At 40.4% G+C, this 20,255-nt stretch carries 18 protein-coding genes; 11 read left to right on the forward strand and 7 right to left on the reverse strand.

The features are described 5' to 3' along the window. Positions 1 to 15: 15 nt before the first annotated feature. Positions 16 to 453 (reverse strand): MarR family transcriptional regulator, encoded by a 438-nt coding sequence (locus NSQ17_RS01605; protein ID WP_007498406.1) that lies wholly within the window; start codon positions 451 to 453, stop codon positions 16 to 18. 262 nt (positions 454 to 715) lie between these two features. On the opposite strand from NSQ17_RS01605, the gene NSQ17_RS01610 reads away from it, so the two are divergent. The 4 genes from NSQ17_RS01610 (at position 716) to NSQ17_RS01625 (ending at position 5,114) form a co-directional block, all read left to right on the forward strand. After that, positions 716 to 2,224, forward strand: a complete 1,509-nt coding sequence (locus NSQ17_RS01610) for an AMP-binding protein (RefSeq protein WP_061417791.1) — start codon at positions 716 to 718, stop codon at positions 2,222 to 2,224. 67 nt (positions 2,225 to 2,291) lie between these two features. Next, positions 2,292 to 3,674: an amino acid permease gene (locus NSQ17_RS01615; protein WP_017358611.1), complete on the forward strand. Its 1,383-nt coding sequence runs from the start codon at positions 2,292 to 2,294 to the stop codon at positions 3,672 to 3,674. 100 nt (positions 3,675 to 3,774) lie between these two features. After that, a complete protein-coding gene (locus tag NSQ17_RS01620) occupies positions 3,775 to 4,140 on the forward strand; it encodes a VOC family protein (RefSeq protein WP_008342155.1) in 366 nt (121 codons plus the stop codon). A gap of 113 nt (positions 4,141 to 4,253) precedes the next feature. Beyond that, a complete protein-coding gene (locus NSQ17_RS01625) occupies positions 4,254 to 5,114 on the forward strand; it encodes an alpha/beta hydrolase (protein ID WP_342467770.1) in 861 nt (286 codons plus the stop codon). 39 nt (positions 5,115 to 5,153) lie between these two features. Here the strand turns inward: NSQ17_RS01625 and NSQ17_RS01630 are convergent, their stop codons facing one another. Next, a complete protein-coding gene (locus tag NSQ17_RS01630; protein WP_017358609.1) occupies positions 5,154 to 6,581 on the reverse strand; it encodes an alanine/glycine:cation symporter family protein in 1,428 nt (475 codons plus the stop codon). 33 nt (positions 6,582 to 6,614) lie between these two features. Beyond that, positions 6,615 to 7,595, reverse strand: a complete 981-nt coding sequence (locus tag NSQ17_RS01635) for a glutaminase (protein WP_342467771.1) — start codon at positions 7,593 to 7,595, stop codon at positions 6,615 to 6,617. Between the two features lie 517 nt (positions 7,596 to 8,112). Between NSQ17_RS01635 and NSQ17_RS01640 the strand changes: the two genes are divergently transcribed. The 3 genes from NSQ17_RS01640 to NSQ17_RS01650 all read left to right on the forward strand — a co-directional run bounded on the left by NSQ17_RS01640 (position 8,113) and on the right by NSQ17_RS01650 (position 11,627). Continuing rightward, entirely contained in the window at positions 8,113 to 9,399 is a 1,287-nt protein-coding gene (locus NSQ17_RS01640; protein ID WP_277519298.1) for a sensor histidine kinase, read from the forward strand. A gap of 4 nt (positions 9,400 to 9,403) precedes the next feature. Beyond that, positions 9,404 to 10,342 carry a response regulator gene (locus NSQ17_RS01645; protein ID WP_047945840.1) on the forward strand — a complete coding sequence of 313 codons (939 nt, stop codon included), beginning with the start codon at positions 9,404 to 9,406 and terminating at the stop codon, positions 10,340 to 10,342. Between the two features lie 193 nt (positions 10,343 to 10,535). Further along, positions 10,536 to 11,627 carry an SEC-C metal-binding domain-containing protein gene (locus NSQ17_RS01650; RefSeq protein WP_342467772.1) on the forward strand — a complete coding sequence of 364 codons (1,092 nt, stop codon included), beginning with the start codon at positions 10,536 to 10,538 and terminating at the stop codon, positions 11,625 to 11,627. A gap of 48 nt (positions 11,628 to 11,675) precedes the next feature. Here NSQ17_RS01650 and NSQ17_RS01655 read toward each other — a convergent pair whose 3' ends face one another. Next, complete coding sequence (locus NSQ17_RS01655; protein WP_342467773.1) at positions 11,676 to 12,716, reverse strand: DUF4352 domain-containing protein; 1,041 nt, start codon at positions 12,714 to 12,716, stop codon at positions 11,676 to 11,678. Positions 12,717 to 13,214: 498 nt separating this feature from the next. Here NSQ17_RS01655 and NSQ17_RS01660 point away from each other — a divergent pair, with 498 nt between their 5' ends. Further along, positions 13,215 to 14,144, forward strand: coding sequence for an aldo/keto reductase (locus NSQ17_RS01660; protein WP_045034629.1), 930 nt, complete (start codon positions 13,215 to 13,217; stop codon positions 14,142 to 14,144). A 35-nt stretch (positions 14,145 to 14,179) separates the two neighbouring features. Here NSQ17_RS01660 and NSQ17_RS01665 read toward each other — a convergent pair whose 3' ends face one another. Beyond that, positions 14,180 to 15,145 (reverse strand): GHKL domain-containing protein, encoded by a 966-nt coding sequence (locus NSQ17_RS01665; protein ID WP_342467774.1) that lies wholly within the window; start codon positions 15,143 to 15,145, stop codon positions 14,180 to 14,182. 11 nt (positions 15,146 to 15,156) lie between these two features. Next, positions 15,157 to 15,858: a LytTR family DNA-binding domain-containing protein gene (locus NSQ17_RS01670; RefSeq protein ID WP_342467775.1), complete on the reverse strand. Its 702-nt coding sequence runs from the start codon at positions 15,856 to 15,858 to the stop codon at positions 15,157 to 15,159. A gap of 160 nt (positions 15,859 to 16,018) precedes the next feature. Here NSQ17_RS01670 and NSQ17_RS01675 point away from each other — a divergent pair, with 160 nt between their 5' ends. From NSQ17_RS01675 to NSQ17_RS01685, 3 genes are all read left to right on the forward strand, one after another. Then, positions 16,019 to 16,759: an ATP-binding cassette domain-containing protein gene (locus NSQ17_RS01675; RefSeq protein WP_007498365.1), complete on the forward strand. Its 741-nt coding sequence runs from the start codon at positions 16,019 to 16,021 to the stop codon at positions 16,757 to 16,759. Beyond that, positions 16,759 to 17,940 (forward strand): ABC transporter permease, encoded by a 1,182-nt coding sequence (locus NSQ17_RS01680; RefSeq protein WP_342467776.1) that lies wholly within the window; start codon positions 16,759 to 16,761, stop codon positions 17,938 to 17,940. The genes NSQ17_RS01675 and NSQ17_RS01680 overlap by 1 nt, the downstream gene beginning before the upstream one ends. A 172-nt stretch (positions 17,941 to 18,112) precedes the next feature. Further along, positions 18,113 to 18,442 carry a hypothetical protein gene (locus NSQ17_RS01685; RefSeq protein WP_342467777.1) on the forward strand — a complete coding sequence of 110 codons (330 nt, stop codon included), beginning with the start codon at positions 18,113 to 18,115 and terminating at the stop codon, positions 18,440 to 18,442. Positions 18,443 to 18,748: 306 nt separating this feature from the next. Here NSQ17_RS01685 and NSQ17_RS01690 read toward each other — a convergent pair whose 3' ends face one another. Then, positions 18,749 to 19,810 (reverse strand): DUF4352 domain-containing protein, encoded by a 1,062-nt coding sequence (locus NSQ17_RS01690; RefSeq protein WP_039166404.1) that lies wholly within the window; start codon positions 19,808 to 19,810, stop codon positions 18,749 to 18,751. Between the last annotated feature and the right edge of the window lie 445 nt (positions 19,811 to 20,255).

The following is a 20,255-nucleotide window of genomic DNA, read 5'->3' on the forward strand; positions in this document are numbered from 1 at the left end:
GGCTTAGGATATTTCCTAAGCCTTTAATGTGCGCTCGTCCATCATTTTTTCGATTAATTCAAAAAATGTTTTTTTATCTTCTTCTGATAGGTGATTGAACAGTTGATTGACAAGCAGCTGACGATTGTCGATCATTTGTCTGGCGATTTGTTCACCTGATTCAGAGAGTGTAATCCATACCGTACGGCGGTCATTGTTATTTCTAGAGCGGATAATCAGCCCTTCATCTTCTAAGTGATTGAGAGCGGTTGTTGTTGCGGAGGGAGATAATGAAACTTCCTGCAGAATATTTTTCACAGTACATGATTGATGGCGGTAGATGATGCGTAAAATAAACCCTTTTACATTCGTGACGTTTTTCGGGATATTCTCTTCATCTATTCGTTTCGTCGCCTTTAAATACTTTGTCAGTGCATGGTCTAACAAACTTGCCTCTAGCTCGAAATGTTGCATTCTCCATACCTCTTTTCCTATTGCATTCGCATTTTCCGATCAATTACTAGGTCTATCTTATCATAATAAGCATCATCATTTAAACCAAAATGGAAGACGGCTATAAAATTACCTATATTATCAATTAATAAAAGGAACAATTCCAAAATGAAATGATTTTACTTTCACCTCTTTTTATTTTAGAATGTGAATGAGATAAAATCTGCCAATCCAATTCTCTGGAAATTGGCTATTGGACATCAAACGTTTGGAGATGAAGATATTGAATACTTTACAGGCATTACTAAACGACAGAATGGAACGCTCTTCACAAATTGAAGCGGTAACTGGCGGAGGTGTGTCTTATACATTTGAAGAATATGCAAAACGCATTGATCAGCTGGCACATTACTTACACCGTAAAGGAATTCGAAAAGGTGACCGGGTGTGCTTTATTTGTCAAAACCATCATCACTTTTCTACGATTATGCTGGCAGCCATTAAAGCAGGTGCAGTCGCCGTACCGCTTAGCTGGCAGCTTACCTCTTTTGAGCTAGAAGGTATCTTGAAAAAAGCAGAGCCAAAGGCTTTATTTTTTGACCGTGAATTCCGTGACATCATTGCGGCAGTGAATGTGTCTTTAGAAGATTGTCTCATGGTGGAATCTGGTGTCAATGCGAAAACAACACAGCTGTTTGAAGACATATTGGCGTCTAATGATGGAAGTGATCTTGCTGAAGAGGTATCAGAAGAAGATTTGGCCATGATTTTATTCACCTCAGGTACAACAGGCAATCCAAAAGGCTGTATGGTCGGACATGGACGAATCTATCAATTTTTAACACGACGTGGGAATCGAGGATTTGATCTGAAAGGAAAACGGTACTTGGCAAGTCATCCGCTGTATCATATGAGTTCTATTAATCACTTGATTGCAGCTGCAATTGAAGGGTATACGTTAGTCTTCTTACATGATGCAACACCGAAACGCATTTTAGAAACGATTGAGAAAGAAAGAATTACGTTTATGATGGCTTTCCCATCAGCTTATACGTACATGCTAGAAGAAATGAAGCGCGGTTCGTACGATCTCTCATCTTTTGAAATTGCGATTTCTGGTGGTACGAAGGTACCGGTACGCTTAATTAAAGATTACAAAGAAGTAGGCATTCAGATGATGCATGGCTATGGAAGTACAGAAGCGTGGGTTGTGAGTGCGTGGCATCCAGCGATGGGCGAGGATAAGATGGGCTCTGCTGGTAAAGTGGATCCGGATGTAGAAGTCAAAATCGTGCATCCTGAGACAGAAGAGGCGCTCCCAGCTGGAGAAATTGGCGAGGTCGTCATGAGAAGCCCATTTTATTTCTTAGGCTACTATCATCAACCTGAAGCGACAGAGAAAGTGCTCAAAGATGGCTGGTTCCATATGGGGGATGCAGGCTATCTGGATGAAGACGGTTTTCTTTACATCACAGGGAGATACAAAGATGTGATTCTATACGGTGGGGATAATATTTATCCTGACCAAGTGGAAGAGGTCATTGATCAAATTCCAGGTGTAATTGAATCTGCTGTCATTGGGGTACCAGATGACTTATATGGTGAAGTACCAAGTGCGTATATCGTAAAAGACGAATCTGTCGATTTCTGCGAAGAAGATGTGGTGAATTACTGCAAGGAACGTTTAGCAGATTACAAAGTGCCATCCATTCATTTCACGCAGGATCTGCCAAAAAATAAACTTGGTAAAATCATGAAGAAAGATTTACGTGAATTGGTTGTGAATGCGTAGGACCTATTCTGCTATAATGAAATTTGAATGATTTTTTTGTTTTTCTAACGTTTTGGAGGGAAAGGGTTTGCGACATATACTTCGTAAGAAACACATTCACGATTTGTTAGAACAGAGCAGACAGCAAAAGGTAAAGAAAACACTGGGCGGGCTCGATCTCACGCTCCTTGGCATAGGGGCTGTGATTGGGACGGGGGTCATGGTGTTAACCGGAATTACAGCAGCTAAGGATGCAGGACCGGCTGTTATTTTCTCCTTTGCGATCGCAGCGATTGTGTGCAGTTTAGCAGCACTTTGTTATGCAGAAATGGCTTCCGCGCTGCCTGTGTTCGGCAGTGCGTACATTTATTCATATACCACAATGGGTGAACTCGTAGGTCATCTCATGGGATGGACGTTATTATCTGTTTATATGCTGACTGCTTCAGCTGTAGCGAGTGGCTGGTCGAGTTATTTTAACAGCCTGCTGGAGGGGTTTGGAATCTCAATTCCACATCAATTTTTAGCTGGTCCAGAACAAGGCGGATATATGAATTTGCCAGCAATTATCATTGCTTTACTCATTGCGTGGATCCTATCTAGAGGAACGAAAGAAAGTAAAAAATTCAATAATATCATGGTGTTTGTGAAACTTGGCATTATTGTTCTTTTCATTGTAGTAGGTGGTTTTTATGTAGAGCCAGCCAATTGGCAACCGTTCATGCCGTTTGGTACGGAAGGGATTATTGCTGGAGCCGCTGCTGTGTTTTTTGCCTTTTTAGGGTTCGATGCCATTTCGGCTTCTGCAGAAGAGGTGAAAAATCCACAGCGGAACCTGCCAATTGGTATTATTGGTTCATTGCTCATTTGTACGATCATTTATATTGTCGTTTGTTTGGTCATGACAGGCATGGTGCACTATACGAAGTTGAATGTGACAGAGGCAATGTCTTATGTATTGCAAAGTGTCCATCAACATAGCGTGGCTGGTATTATTTCTGTCGGTGCTGTGATTGGATTGATGGCTGTGATTTTCGCCAATAATTATGCGGCAACTCGAATTGCTTTTGCGATGGGGCGGGACGGGCTCTTGCCTAAAGTGTTTTCTAAAACAAATAAAAGTGATACACCTGTTGCAAGTATATGGGTGATTGGCGGGATGACAGCTGTTATTTCAGGGTTTATTGATTTGAAGGATCTGTCCAACCTAGCCAATATCGGTGCATTATTAACGTTTGCGATGGTGAGCTTATCCGTACTCATTTTGAGAAAGACACATAAACAGCTGGAAAGGGGATTCCGGGTTCCGTTTGTACCGGTTTTGCCAATTATCTCGATGGGCTGTTGTGTGTTTCTGATGCTCAATTTACCAGGCCGGACATGGCTGTACTTCGGGGTTTGGCTGATGATCGGTGTCGTCATGTACGCAGCGTATTCTAACAAACACAGTGAATTAGCGAAATCTGCTTGAGAAAAAGGTGCAAATCCGTTGACGATTTGTGCCTTTTTTCATACGATTTGGGATAAGCTATATAAGAGATAATGAACGGAACAAGAGGAGGATGAGGGAAATGATCAGCGTTAGTCCATATATTGTCGTAGAAGACGTCAAAGAATCTCTTCAATATTATCAAGGAATTTTTGGCGGAGATATTCGTATCTTAAATGAACATCAAGACCGTGTATTGCATGCTGAGCTGCACCTTGGAGAATCACTGCTCCACTTTTCAGATACATTTGGCCGCACACCAAAACCAGAGAATCTTCGATTGATCATGCAGTTTGACAATGAGGAAGAGTTAAAGGCTGTATACGAGGCGCTTGAAGCTGACGGAGATGTCCTTGTGGAATTACAGGATACGTTTTTTGGCGCACTTCATGGACAAGTACAAGATCGGAAGAATGGTCTGATATGGGTGCTGAATTATATGAAATAAATAAAGACCTTCACCCTTGTGAAGGTTTTTTTGTGAGTGTTTTTATTTTCTGAAAAATGGAAAATATGCTATGTTGGAAGAATGATAAGACATGGGGAAAGGGTGGAAAAGGAATGGATCAAGTTGAGTTTCAATATATTCAAACAAACGGCATAAAGCTCCATATGGCAATGGCTGGTCCTGAAGATGGCCCACTGCTGGTTCTGCTGCATGGATTTCCTGAGTTTTGGTATGGTTGGAAAAATCAAATCCTCCCCCTGGCTGAGGCGGGGTATCGTGTCGTTGTTCCTGATCAAAGGGGATACCATCTGAGTGACAAACCGGAAGGAGTCGAATCATACGTCTTAGACAAATTAAGAGATGATATCGTGGGATTAATTAAGGCGCTGAGCCCAAATCAAAAGGCTATTGTCGGCGGACATGATTGGGGCGGAGCGGTTGCTTGGCACCTTGCTTCAACCCGTTCTCAATATGTAGAGAAATTAATCATCGTCAACATGCCGCATCCGCGTGTGATGATGAAGGTCCTTCCATTTTATCCGCCGCAGTGGAAGAAGAGCTCTTATATCGCGTTTTTTCAGCTTCCAAATGTACCGGAGGCAACGCTTCAAGAAAATCACTTTCAAAGACTGGATGAAGCCATTGGACTATCTGCTAGACCTCATTTGTTTACAAAAGAAGATGTCTCAAGCTATAAGCTGGCATGGACGCAGCCTGGAGCCATTACGTCCATGTTGAATTGGTATCGAGCGATTAAAAAAGGCGGCTTTGAAAAACCGATTTCCAAACGAATTCTCGTGCCTGTCCGAATGATTTGGGGAATGGAGGACAAGTTTCTAAGCAGAAAGCTCGCAAAAGAAACGATCAAGATTTGCCCAAATGGACAACTGATTTTTGTTGATGATGCGACTCATTGGATCAATCATGAAAAACCAGATGTCGTGAACAAGCTCATTCTCGAATTTTTAGCATAAAGGAAAAAGCTCTGATCATATGACCAGAGCTTATTTGTTTTATCCGATTTGATTCTTTTTCAAGGAAACCGGTTCGTCGTCCCAGCATTCAATCTCTTCATTGTTTGGAACGGCATTTTTATAGAAAACAGGATCTTTGCCTTCTTTTTTCTGTCTCATGTAATCCTTCAGTGCTGCAAAGGCGACTTTGGACAACATGGTAATGGCAATGAGGTTGACGATGACCATGAGACCCATGAATAAGTCGGCTAGACCCCAAACGAGAGGAACAGTCGCAACAGCTCCGAATAGAACCATGCCAATGACAGCAACACGATAGATGTTGAGCCAAATTTTATTCGCTCCCAAGAACTCAATGTTCGTTTCACCATAGTAATAGTTACCGATTAACGTACTAAAAGCGAATAAGAAAATCATGATCGCCAGGAATCCAGAAGCCCAAGGCCCAATGTGCTGGCTTAATGAAGCCTGAGTTAGCTCAATTCCTTCCAGATTGGTTGTTTTATACGCATCAGAGAACAGAACAAGAAAGGCTGTACTTGTACAAATAATTAACGTATCTGTTAACACACCAAATGCTTGGATTAATCCTTGTTTGACTGGGTGGCTCGTGACAGCAGTTGCTGCTGCGTTAGGGGCACTACCCATACCGGCTTCGTTTGAGAAGAGACCGCGTTTAATCCCTTGTAACAATGCTCCACCTAATGTACCGCCGGCAAACTGCTCAAATCCGAAAGCATGCTTCACAATCGTACTGATGACACCTGGTAGTTCAGTGATATTTGTGATAATGACAAAGAAAGCAATCCCGATGTAAGCAACGGCAAGAAAAACGACAATATATTCAGATGCTTTTGCAATCGCTTTGATTCCTTTGAAAATAATGAACGCAAAAATAACAGCCATAACGATTCCGACAGTTAAACGATCTAGGCCAAAAGAGTTTTTAAAAGCGACGGTGATTGTATTTGATTGCACTGCGTTAAAGACAATCCCAAAAGAGATCGTGATCAGGATGGCAAATAAAATCCCCATCCAGCGCTTATTTAACCCTTTTTCCATGTAATAAGCAGGTCCACCGCGGAATCCTGTTTTATCTTTGACTTTATACACCTGAGCTAGTGTACTTTCAACAAAGCTTGAAGCAGAACCGATAATCGCGACGATCCACATCCAGAAGATTGCGCCAGGTCCACCGATCGCAATAGCGATGGCAATCCCTGTGATATTCCCTGTTCCGACACGTGCTGCCATACTGATGGCAAAAGCTTGGAACGGTGAGATTCCCTCTTTTTCTTTTCTTCCTTCTTTTAGAACACGCAGCATTTCTTTGAGCATTCTGACTTGCAGGAAGCGTGATCTATATGTGAAGTAGACCCCTACTCCAAGTAACAGAGCAATGATTAGATAAGTCCAAATAAAATCATTTGTAGTTGTTAAATAAGATAGCAAAGCTTTTTCGTTCATAACATCACCTCTTCGAATTCATCACTGTTCTTTTTAAAAAATACTGAGATCCCACTCTTTGGCGAGTTTCTTCAGCATCATGACACCGGTAATACTATTTCCACAATCGTCAATGGCAGGACCATAAATGCCGATACCGCAGCCTGTCTGAAATGGGAATTCTCTTCTTGCGCTTGGCGGAACGCAAGCCATGATTCCTCCAGACACACCACTTTTGGCTGGAACGCCTACGAAAACGGCAAAATTACCAGACGCATTGTACATGCCGCATGTCAGCATCAATGCCTTTGTTAGTCTTGCGATATCTTTTGGGATGACTTGGACTTGTTTAAAGGGATGGTAGCCATCACTTGAAATAATCAGTCCAATCAAGGCGATGTCCTCTGTTGTGACCTCAATGGAACATTGCTTTAAATACACTTCTAACGTGTCCTCGACATCTGATTCTAAGTAATTGGTTTCTTTTAAATAATAAGCAAGTGCCCGGTTGCGGTGTGCAGTTGCCCATTCTGATTGATAAACCTCTTCATTAACAGAAGGACGCTTCCCTATTAAGTTTTCGATTAAATCGAAAATATATGCTAGCTTTTCTGTAGAAGTCTTTCCAGGAAGGATGGAGGATACGGTAATAGCTCCAGCATTAATCATTGGATTAAAGGGCTTCCCTGGTTTATGCATCTCAAGGCGGTAGATGGAATTAAATGCATCACCAGTTGGCTCTACATCTACCCGATCCAAGACGTACGGAACGCCTCTTCCTAAACAGGCAGCTATAAAGCTGATGACTTTTGAGATACTTTGCAGGGTAAAGGGAACGTCCCAATCACCATAACGTACAGATGATCCATCTGGGCCTATCACGCTGATACCAAGTTGAGAGGAATTTACTTTTCCGAGTGCTGGAATGTAGCCAGCGTTCTGCCCGTTTTTGTAATACGGACGTATTTCTTCTGCCCATTGATCAACAGAAGACTGACATGCGTGTTGTGTATTATTAGAAATTGCTGTTTTCATACGATTCCTCCAATCAAAAATCAAAAAGTACCCTATTGAATTGGCGGATGACAAAAAATGCGATCAAATAGGCACGAAAACATGTTACACATCTATAAAGAACTTGTCATGCGCTGCTTGTACCACTCCTTTACACCTAAATATATGTTCAAATGAAGGCTTTGGCGGCGAAACAACAAAAAGGGTTTTTAGTGAAAATTCAGAAAACGCTTACATATAGTTTCACTAAAATTGTTCATTCAATTTATCTTGGAAACTACACAATCTGACGAAAATCTACAGAAAAACTTACAAATAAAAATCAGTCTGCATGTAATTGTCTAAACAATTCCCATTATTGTAGACAATCTCCAAATCGTAGAATAGCTGAAAGGTCACCATGCCTTCTCGGAGAATAGTCATAAAAAATGATTTTGAAGAGAGAAGTAGCCGTGAAAATAATTTTTTTGCTCATTGTGAAGCAAAGAGTCTCCTTGTATACTGTGGCTATGTAAACAGGGGAAGGGATGTCAGTCATTTGAGTTTAAACCAGCTTGTCAAAAAAGACGCATTTATTTTGATTTTTATGATCGTCATTGTGCCGCTTGCGGGAGAGCTGAAGTTTTATCCTGTGAATGAAACATTTCGTATTAGTTTTGGGGCACCTGCGTTTTTCTTTTGCTTATTACTTTTAAGAAAATCAAGACCATTGCTGCCAGGGTTTTTAACAGGCGCAGCCATTGTCCTATTTCGGGTAGGTTTAGATCTTATTCAGCAAAAAGCTGATCTGGCTCTGTCATTTTATCAGCAGTTTCCGAGCTTCTTTTTTTACTTTACTTATGCTTTTCTTTTCTTTGTTGTCCGTACAGGCCGTTTCAAGCAGCGTTCCATTTTTATTGGGCTGATCGGACTGATGATTGAACTGCTGGCTGATTTTGTTGAGCTGTTTGTACAATTTTTAGTGTTTGATACAACCATGACTTTCTCAAAGCTGAGTGATATGATCCTCATTGCATTTGCTCACAGCTTCGTGGTCATCAGCTTTTTTAATATGATGAGGCTGTATGAGGCACAATCAAGAGAGAAACAAATCATGAAGCAAAATGAGCATATGATGATGGTCATTTCAAATTTATATGAGGAAACAGTTCATTTAAAGAAAACGTTAAATCATACAGAGCACATAACGCAAGAATCCTATCGGCTCTATCGTCTGCTGAATGAACATGAGGCAGGAAAGAAAGTGAGTCAGGAGCTGCTGAAGCTTGCAGGGGAAATACATGAAGTTAAAAAGGACAATCAGCGTATTTACGCTGGGCTTTCAAAGCTGATTTCAAAGGAAAACATGCAAGATTATATGAGGGCAGAGGATCTTGTTCAAATCGTGATTCGCATTCAAGAGAAATATGCGCTATCTCTCGGGAAGAACATTTCCTTTACATCTAATATAAAAGGCATTCACTTGCATGAGTATCATGTGTTCATTTTCTTATCGCTGATTAATAATTTAATGGCAAATGCAGTTGAAGCAATCAAGGATGATGGAGCCATCTCACTCGTATTAAAAGGCAGTCATGATAAAATAGAGATTCGGGTCGAGGATGATGGACCGGGTATCCCTGAGAAATTGAGAGAGATTGTATTTGATCCTGGATATACCTCAAAATTTGATGCATATGGAACACCGTCAACTGGGATTGGCTTATCCTATGTGAGAGAGCTGGTTCAAGAGCTGGACGGTCAAATCCAGATTGAGCAGAAAGAAACGAAAGGAACAGCTTTTCAGCTTGTCCTTCCGATAAAAAATTTAATACAGAGAGGGTGAGTGTATGCGATTTTTCATTGCAGATGATGATCGTGCAATACGCTCGATTTTAGGTCAGATCATTGAGGATGAGGATCTAGGAGAGGTCGTGGATGAAGCTGATGACGGCATTGGATTAGAAGCGAATTCATTGAACTTGAAAAAAGTAGACATCCTTCTGATTGATCTTTTAATGCCAGCTAGAGACGGCATTCAAACCATACGTCATATTCACCCTGAATTCAAAGGAAAGGTCATCATGATATCTCAAGTAGAAGCAAAAGAGATGATGGCAGAAGCCTATGAACTTGGAATTGAATATTATATTCATAAACCCGTCAATCGAATTGAGATTGTCAGTGTCATTCGAAAGGTCATGGAGCGGATCAAGCTCGAAAAATCAATTTACGATATTCAAGCTTCTCTTCGGCATGTGCTGCCATTAGAGCCAGTGATTTCTCATGAGACAGGTACTGGATCAAAGCGAAGAACGATGAAAGAGGCAGGGGAATTCCTCCTATCTGAATTAGGAATTGTCGGAGAGAGTGGCTCTAAGGATTTACTAGAGATATTGATCTACTTACATGAAACGCAGACAGCCAATTCTCATGAGGTGAATTTTCCGCCATTAAAGCAGCTATTTATCAAAACGGCGGAACGAAAGCTTGGTCGTGGTGCGGCGGATGTGGAAGTGATGCGGGAAGTGAAAGCAGCAGAGCAGCGAATTAGACGAGCCATCCATCATTCCTTAAATCATTTCGCATCACTTGGGCTCACAGATTTTTCAAATCCTAAATTTGAGCACTATGCGTCGAAGTTTTTTGATTTCACTGATGTCAGCCAAAGGATGAAAGAAATGCAGAAGACTTCTTCTTCTGCAGGGTCAACAGGCAGAGTCAATACGAAAAAGTTCGTGCAAATCTTTTATTTTGAAGCAAAGCAGCTATTCGAAGGGATGAGCTGAGGGAAATCTATTGGAATGATTGGAGAAAATAAACAGAGACAGAGTGCTTTTGACTATGAGCCGCCTTGCTCTTTTAGACGTCTTTGTTATTTATCTGATCATTCTGATTTTTCTTTTTTCTTGAAAATAAAACTCTCCTGTGCAATCGTTTGTTAAAATAGTGAGGTTAGACTAGAATGTCGGAGGTTTTATTTTGGGAAAAATTAAACGAAATGCGCTCTGCCCATGCGGAAGCGGAAAAAAATATAAACATTGCTGTGGTCAAAAGTCAGGCGGAGAACAAACGTCTGAGCTTGTGTTTAAAGAAGCTGTACAAGTTCAAAAGGATTTAATGAATTATGCGTTCTCTAAGCATCAGAGAGCGATCAATCAATTCATTAATGAGTTTTCTTTCCTAGCAGATATGGATAAAGAAACGCAACAAATCTCAGTCTTTCATTTGAGTGTATGGGGCATTTTCTTCCGCCCATTAACAGATAAGAAAGAGACTATCTTCCAAGAATTCCTGACAAAAAAAGCAGAAGATATTACCCGTCCTAAAACAAGACAAGTGGTTGAATCTTGGACAGACATGGAGCCATCTTTGCTTTTATTAAATGAAAAAACGGACGAGTCTCTTTACTTTGAGAATATGGTGACAGCTGAGAAGGTTGAAGTTGATGTGAAGCCGGATCAAACCGTGCTGCCAGAGAAAGGTAGTCTTGTTCTAGGTTTCCCTGTTCAGTTTGAAGAAAAAGCAGAGTTTTTCATTCAATATACGATGTTCGCGAAAGAGTTTACTGATACGCTTCTTCTTCAGGTTCGCCAGCTCGTTGAAGCACATGAGGCAAACGGAGGAGCACGTAGCACATTTATGAGAGAAGCCTTCCCTGAAGTGCTGAAGTGTATGTTTGCGAAGCAAGAAGTTGAAGAAATAGAAGCGCCTGCTCAAACAGAAGGAAGTACAGTAGGACTATCAGCAGATCGGATGGACTGGGCTAGTGACGTTCAGCTGGAAACAGCCAAGCTGATTGAAGACGGGATGAAAGAGCACGGTGACCAAAGCCTGACAGATGGCGCTTTAACGGTTTGGAAAGCTTACTGTGATCAGAAAGCACCTGTGATCCGTAAAGCGGCGTCATTTGCTGCTGGAATCGAATATTATATTCATTCACTAGCAAGCGATGCCCCGCTTTCTCAAGCACAAGTTGCTAAAAAGTATGGCATTAGTGCGTCCACTGTATCGAGCCGATTTAAAGATATTGAAAAAGCGGTCAAAGAAGAGCAAGAGACGACTGTATCATAGCATGAAAAAAGACGCGGCACCTTTCAAGGAGCCAGCGTCTTTTTTTCATCATCTTGTTTTAATAAAACTACTCATGTATTGCTCTGTATTATAATCATTGAGGTCAATTTTCCACTGACCATCTCCGTTACGTTTCATTTTCACTTCATACTCAGCAGGGCTTGAGACTGGAGGAAGCTTTTCAAACTCAGATGCGTACATATTCAAGCTTTTCTTATACAATTCTTCTTTCGAACGGATTTTGCCGTTGTAAAACTCATCTCTTTGTTTGTCTAGTTTGTCTTTTAAGTTAGAAGCATCAATACCGGTTACTTGAGCGACAACCTTCGCTTCGTCATCTGAGATGGTTTTCACACTTGTTTCCACTTTCGCTTTATCCTTCATTGTATTTTGCATGCGTTTGTACATGGATAAAATATCGCGGTCACTGACTTCGTTTCCATATATGCCTGCACTTCTCTTAAAGTCTTTCACAAACATTTCGTGATATTTATTAACGACATCTGATTGATTGTCACCTGTTAATTCTGAGAATTGATCATTCTTTTTGTCAAAAACAATGATATCTGTATAAGCAGATAGTGCTTTTGCTGGGTTATCTAGCTTTTTCGCTGAATCCAGTATCTTTTCGCCATCTAGTTCCATTTCGATCGAATCGCTGTTTTTCTTGATGCTATCTTGGTACACGAACTGATATTTTTTGCCTTTATCTACTAGGAAATAAAGCGCTCCTGATAGTGATTTCCCTTTGTTCAAGGACCCAAGATCAAGGCGGTCTTTACTGCCGTAGAATTTTAAATCAGAGACTTTGGCATCGTCCTGATAAAGGGTGAAATCAGAGTTATATAGTGAAAGGGCTTTGTCACCTTTGTTGGTGATCGTCAGGTTGACTTTTAACACCAATTCATTGTCTCGCAAGGTAGTTGTTGAGTCTTCTGGTAACGTATATTCGTAGCTATTCACTTTTACCTCTGCTGTTTTTGTTGATTTTTGGTCAGCCTTTGTTGATTTTGCTGAGCTCTGGCAGGCTGCAGAGATGATCATCACGAATGAAATCATGAGGAGTGCACTTATTTTTTTAAGATTCACAGTTGATGCTCCTTTGCTTTTCTTTCGTCATTTTCTTCCCGCTATCTGACTGAGAAAAAAGAAACAGATAGAATGGTATATTCGGGTGTTAAAGGGGAAAATCTCCTAATGACGATTTGCACTATTCATTCTATCGAATTTCATTCGTGATGAGGAATAGGTTGTATTCCCTATCTTTGATAGATTTTTACACAAATACCTATAAAAAACGGAATTTAATAAGTAAAATATACTAGTTAATAAGAATTAATTTATCTATTTATCATGAGTTTTAAATGTTTTGTGTGTAAAAATCTTGAAATGGAGGTAGTTTTCATTTCAAAAGATGTGTTAGGATTCACATCGCAAAGCTTTTCGTTTAAGTATATCTTCATCATACGAATCTGTTTCTTTCAAAGCGTCCACCTTCAGATTGATTTTCAGAGAGCAGAATACTTGAATGTTGAAAATGATTCATGGGAAAATAAGGATGATTAAGCAGATAAGGGAGATGAGCTTTTGAAAAAAGTAACGCTTGGACGAACTGATTTACAGGTGAATCCGATAGGGCTTGGAACAAATGCAGTAGGTGGCCATAATTTATTCCCGAATCTGAGTGAAGATGCAGGGCGGGAGCTAGTAGAAACTGCTCTTGATCATGGTGTCAATTTCTTAGATTCTGCTTTTATTTATGGGCTGGGCCGTTCAGAAGAATTGATTGGCGAGATCATTGCCAAAAGAGGCGGCAGAAAAGAACTGGTTCTTGCGACAAAAGGGGCTCATAAAGAAGTAAACGGGCAAATTGAACTGGATAATAGCCGTGATTTCTTAAGACAGCAGGTCGAAGACAGCCTGAAGAGGTTGCAAACTGATTATATTGATTTGTACTATATGCATTTCCCAGACGGCCGCACGCCGCTGGATGAAGTGGCAGGTACTTTAAAGGAATTGAAGGATGAGGGGAAAATCCGGGCAATTGGGGCATCAAACCTTGATTTTGAACAGCTTCAAACCTTTAATCGAGATGGACACCTAGACGTGCTTCAATCAGAGTATTCTCTGCTAAAACGTCAGGCAGAACAAGACCTTCTCCCATACTGCGTGGAGCATGGGATTTCCTTTATCCCTTATTTTCCATTGGCGTCAGGCCTGTTGACTGGGAAGTTTACAAAGGATGCGACATTTGATGATATTCGAGCAAAGGACCCGCTTTTCCAAGGCGATGCTTTCCTTCAAAACCTCGAAAAAGTAGACAAACTGAAGACCATTGCGCAATCAAAACATGCCGAAACAGCCCATGTAGCGCTGGCGTGGCTGTTGGCGCAGGATGGCATTGATGCCATTATTCCTGGTGCAAAACGAGCCGAGCAAGTCTTACAAAACTTGAAAACAAACGATGTTCAATTAACAAAAGAAGAAATCAACGAAATCGATCAGATCTTTTCATAATATAAAAAATAAGGTGCCAAGTAGCACCTTATTTTTTATGCCATTGTGAGAGGAATCTTGATCACGAGCCTCAGGTTTGGAGAACGATACGTAAAATCAAGCGTGCCGTCTGCCTTTTCAACAAGCTGATGAATGATATAAGTACCCATACCTTGATGATCACCGCCTTTTGTCGAGCGGCCAAACGTCTTGAACAGATGATCTAATACGTGTTTTTCCATGCCCTTAGTACTGTTTTCACAATGAATCAAAAAGAGCCCGCTCCGGATGGAAGTCGTGATCGAGATGTTTCCCTCGTTCCCAGCTTGCTTCGCTTCAATGGCGGCATCTAATGCGTTATCAAGCAGGTTGCCAGTAAAACTCACCTGATCCGCCTTAGAAAAAGGAAGAGAAGAAAAGGGTGCTTGAAGATCTAGTGAAAGGGCAATGTCCTCTTTTTCAGCCCGCTGGAAAAAGGAATGAAGGGTGGAAGCCAAATAAGCATTTTCCCCTTTGATCCAAGGGAAATGTTTCACGTATTGCTGAATCAAATCTTTGATCTCATGCTCGTCATTCGATGCGGAAAAGGCATTTAAATGTCTAGCTGTTTCATGGTGTTTACTTCGCAGCTCAAGCAGCAAGTCATTGGTTCTCGACTCAGCATGGCTCAGCTCTTGAAGCCGTCCATTTAATCGTTGCTCCGTTTGCATCACCTTGAAGGAAAGGAGATCGGCTGTCAAAATGATGATGACAGTTAAAAGATGGCTTAGTCCATTTCCGTGCGTGAGAAAAAGTGAAATGCCTGAACAGGTAATGAGCACAAAAGCGCCTAATATCACGTAACCACTCATACCTAGCCAAAACCTTTTGTAAATGAAAAAGGTGTAAAGGCACATGATGCAAAAGGTCAGAAGCCACACCATGCTTGATGACAAAGGCAGAACAGCTTTAGCAGCAGCTTGAACTGCAAGACCGAGCCAGATGAGCGTATATATGCGAAATCCAAGATAGAAAGCGTTCACGTTCGTTCTCCTTAAAAGTAGTATTTCTTAAAGTATTCTAATTGCTGCTTCGTCATCATGGCTTTTTTATCAGTCCCTTCAAAAGACACGATAAATGAATTTTTGGCATACGCCGAAAAGTTCTTAATGTAATGAATATTGATGATAAACGAGCGGTGGGAGCGGATAAAGTCTTTCTCAGCTAAATCACCTTTTAACTCGTTGAGAGTTTGGTATGTTTGAATATCTCCTGTTGTTGTGACAATGGTCGTCGACCTGCCAGTACGTTCAACAAAGATGACATCCTTTTTTTGCAGTACATGGATATCTGATTGCTGCTTGATGAGAAGCCGTCCGTGAATGCTTTTCTCCTGCTTGGTGAACATGTAGCGCTCTAAGGATTTGGCGATTCGATCAGCTTGATAAGGCTTCATAATATAATCATGGACATTCAAATCAAAGGCATGGACAGCATACCCACTGTTTCCCGTCACAAATACAACATCCACATTCAGTGCATGGGAGTGAATAAGGTCTGCTAATTCATAGCCTGACATGCCAGGCATCTCAATGTCTGCAAACAATAGATCAATGTCGCCCTGTTTGACCTTCTCATATGCATCCTCCGCTGACTGCGTCACAAAAACGATGTCAACAGCATCCATTCTGCCGACAATGGCATGCAGCTTTTCTAAATCCACTCGGTAATCATCGACAAGACCTACTTTTATCATAAAAATCACCTATGACTCTTCTTATTATTTGTCTATTTTACCATTTGTTTTTTAAAATGGATCATTTCAAGACAGAAAAAGGACGTTTCGCGACATTTTTATGTCAGACAGGCGGTATTTTTTCTATCATAGACGTAGATAGTCGAAAGGGGCGAACCAAATGATTACTCTCAGCGATTGTAGTTGCTGGTTTACAGATAAGAAAAAAGTCGTAAAGGCGATGAAACATATGACATTCTCAGTGAAGGAAGGAGAAGTCGTCGGCATCTTAGGAGAAAATGGGGCGGGGAAAACCACATTATTACGCGCCGTTGCGACATTATTGGAGCCTACTCATGGAACAGTCAATGTTGCAGGCTTTGATACAGTCAAAGAAGCAACTGAAGTGAAGAAGCGAATTGGGGTCTTATTTGGCGGCGAGACGGGGCTTTATGACCGTTTGACGGCTCGTGAAAACCTTGAATACTTTGGGAAATTATATGGCTTAGATCAGCATGAAATCAAAGCAAGAATTGAGGATTTGGCAAAGCGATTCGGGATGAGGCAGTACATGGATCGCAAGGTAAAAGGATTTTCAAGAGGGATGAAGCAAAAGGTGGCGATTGCCAGAACATTGATTCATGACCCTGACATTATTTTGTTTGACGAACCGACAACAGGTTTAGATATCACATCGAGTAATATTTTCAGAGAGTTTATTCATCAGTTGAAACAGCAAAATAAAACGATTCTATTTTCAAGCCACATCATGGAAGAAGTCAGCCTGCTTTGTGACAGTGTCATGATGATACATCAAGGGGAGCTCGTGTACAAAGGAACGCTTCCAGAATTATATGCACAGGAACAAAGTGAAGACTTGAATTACATCTTTATGTCGAAGCTCGCAAGGGGGAATGCATAATGTGGAAAACCGTCTTTTTAAAAGAAATGACAGATTCGCTCAGAGACAGGAAAACGTTGCTCTTAACAGTGTTGATCCCTCTTTTGACGATGCTCGGACTCGTGTTTTTCTACGAAAGCATGATCGCTGACCCAGGCGATAAAACATATACAGTCGCAATCAATGAAAAGCTTCCGTCCGATATGAATGACATGATCAAAGAAGTGAAAAACCTGAAACTTGAAACATTTGATGACCCGCAGCAAGCCGTTAAAGACGGTGAGGCAAATGCTTATCTAGAAATGCCAAAAGATGCAGGCGATATGCTTCAGCATCAAACATCGTTTGCCATTAAAGTCCATGGGTATCCAACAGATGATGATTCAGTGATTGCGGTTCAAATGCTGCAATCATTGCTTGAACAATATCAAAATCAAGTCGTAGAAAAGCGTTTGGCACAGGATCAGATCAAATCGTCAGTGATTCATCCGTTTGAGGTGCAATCGGTTGATGTGCAAGAAGGAGAGGACGGGGATGGAGAAAACGGGGTGACCGCCATGCTGCTGTCGATTCTTCTTCCAATGATTTTAGTGACCTCTGTGATCTCAGGTGCTTTGCCAGCTGCGCTTGATATCGTAGCAGGTGAAAAGGATAGAAAGTCAATTGAAGCTTTATTCCTGACACCGGCCAGCAGACTTCAGCTTTTAATTGGAAAATGGCTAGCTGTTTCTATGTTTGGTATATTAAGTGGCATTGTGGCGATTGGCATGCTTCTGCTCTCTACATTGCTCTTTACAGAAAAACTGAAACAAGCGCTGAACTTCGGAGATCAAGTGTGGAGCATCATCGGCGTTATGTTTGCGGCATTAATTATTTTCTCATTCATGGTATCCATGATTGAACTGCTGCTCAGTGTCGTTTCAAGCTCAGTGAAAGAAGCACAATCGTACATGTCCATGATCATTACACTAGGTGTGATTCCGATGTTTTTCACCATGAGAGCAGGCGCTACGCAGCTAGATACGTATTATTTTGCGATCCCATTCCTTAATATTCACGCACTATGCAAGCAATTGATGTTTGGCATCATTGACCCGATGTCAATTGCCCTGACGCTCGGCTCCTCGGCGCTGACAGTGATGATCTTGTTTGTCATCGTGAGAAGTTTGTTTATGAAAGAGAAATGGATGCTTGCGAAATAGAAAGAACATTTCATTGATAGAAATGAAGAACTTGTAGATTTTTTCTACAAGTTTTTTGTTTTGTATGTTTAAGTGAGTGATAAAAAAGGGATCACAATGTGAATGAGGTGATAGAATAAAAATGCTCAGTCGTGTAAAATTGACTTCATTTTACTTAAAAGGGGTTTTGTATATGAGTGATCAATTAGAAGACGATGATGTTTTGGGGTTATGTAATATATATGCTCAGCAAACACATCATTTTGAAGCTTTCATTTTAGGGAATAAAAAAGGGCTGATAGAATTGAGAAATGCAATTGATAGAGCTTTAGGTTCTGTTGCACATTTATTCCAATCTGACTATGAAGGCGATGAAACTTATATTGCTTTAGTAGACGATGAGCAAAGGTTCGAGAAATTAATCACTCCTTATGTAGAGGAATACATAAAAGAAGATGATGCAGTTGATCCGATTGACATCATAAAAGGATATGATGCTGAAAAGGGGAATTCATCTTCATAGTATGTTGTATCCTTTTGTCAGTATACGCCTTGTAATAAGGAGGTGCGAAAATTGCCCGCAGCTTTCAGTTATGGAATCACCTGTTTCATCGCTTTTCTACTAATCATTTTCGTTCTCACCCATAAAAAACTAGAAAAAAAACTAGATCTCACAATTTTGATCGTAGTAGCCACCACATTATTGATGGTGAATGTTTTGTGGGTGTGGGTCACCATTTTCTTCCTTACTTGTTTGTATGTCGGAATCAAATATAGACATCAATCAAAAAAAGACTAAAGAAAACCCCCGGGAACCGGGGGTTTTTCTTTAGTTCTTGATGAACTTTTCAACCAATGAGCTTGTTTTGTAGTCGTTCAAATCAAGTTTCCATTGGTCGATATCGTTTTTCTTCATGTTCACTTCTACTGTTTCTTCAGAAGATGATGGTCCTAATTTTTTAAATTCATCTGGATAGATAGAAAGTAGATATTTCTGTGCATCATCATAAGATGCTGTACGGTTTTTGCTGTAGAATTCAGTTGCTTTTTCTTTTAAACGATCGACAAGCGGGCTTGCATCAATTGGTGTAAGTGTCACAGTCACGACAGCTTTATCACCGCTGATTGATTTTGTTTTCGTTGATACTTTTGATTTTTCAGCTAATGTTTCTTTTACAGCTTTTAGAAGCTTATCAAGGTTTTCGTCTTTTGCTGAGCTAGATGAAATACCAGAAGAAGAAATGTAGCCTTGTTTGAATGATTTATCAAATTCGTTTACGACAGTTGATTTGTTATCACCTGTTAGTTTTTCGAAATCGTCATTTTTCTTACCAAAGATCATGACATCAATATAAGATGAAAGGGCTTTTGCAGACGCTTGAAGTGTATCTGCCTTTTTCATCAAGTCTTTTCCTTTAATATCGAATTCTAGTGTTTTGTCATCTTTTTTCGATCCAGTACCAGGCTCTGTGTAGACAAGTTGATAGTCTTTTTCTTTATCAACTACATAGAAAAGACCACCTTTTGATACTTTACCTGCATTTAGAGAGCTTGAAGATAATACTTCGTTGTAGTCATCAGGAGAGATGGTAGACACCTGAGCGTCATCTTGGTAAAGCGTAAAGTTGCTTTTATCCACATTCAATGGTTCTTTGCTGATGTTTTTTACAGATACATTCACTTTTAGGACATATTGATCATCCTGAACAGATGTATCGTATTGAGGTGGTAAAGTGTACTCAGCACTTTCTACTTTTACTTCAGCTGCATCAAGGGATTTTTTTGTATCGCTTTCTTTCGCAGCAGTTTTGTCTTTTCCACCACTACAAGCAGCAGCGACAACAGTTACACACAAAATCAGAAGAAACAGGGATAATTTCTTTTTAAACATGAGATGTTTTCCTCCTCGGGTTTTATGGTGAATTTCATTGGAAAGCTTTAGTTCATATCGTTCTTTTTGCACAAAAAGAAAAATACTGTATGTTTTTTACTGTAGAATGAAGCGAAAGTACTGTCAATACCTCAGTGCGTTCGAAAGGTTCATCCACTTCAAGTAGTAAAAATGACACTATGTTGAGAGGAGAAATGTGTATTTTATTGTTTGAAATCTCCTGTAAAAACTCAACATTTTATATTTTAAGGTTTTGAGTCGGATTATTGAATAGGTTCAAATGACTGTTTTTGAAGAAGATGTAGCAAATAGAAGGATTTTTATGACTTGTAAATGAGTCGTTAGTAATGAATATTTTTTCCTGTGATGTGTATGATCACTAGGTTTGTGTGTTGTTGACATAGAGACACTTGTCCAGCGAAATGTTGAGGTATTTAGACAGGCT

The sequence above is a fragment of the Bacillus sp. FSL W8-0629 genome, from assembly GCF_038593225.1.
Classification (GTDB): domain Bacteria; phylum Bacillota; class Bacilli; order Bacillales; family Bacillaceae; genus Bacillus; species Bacillus altitudinis.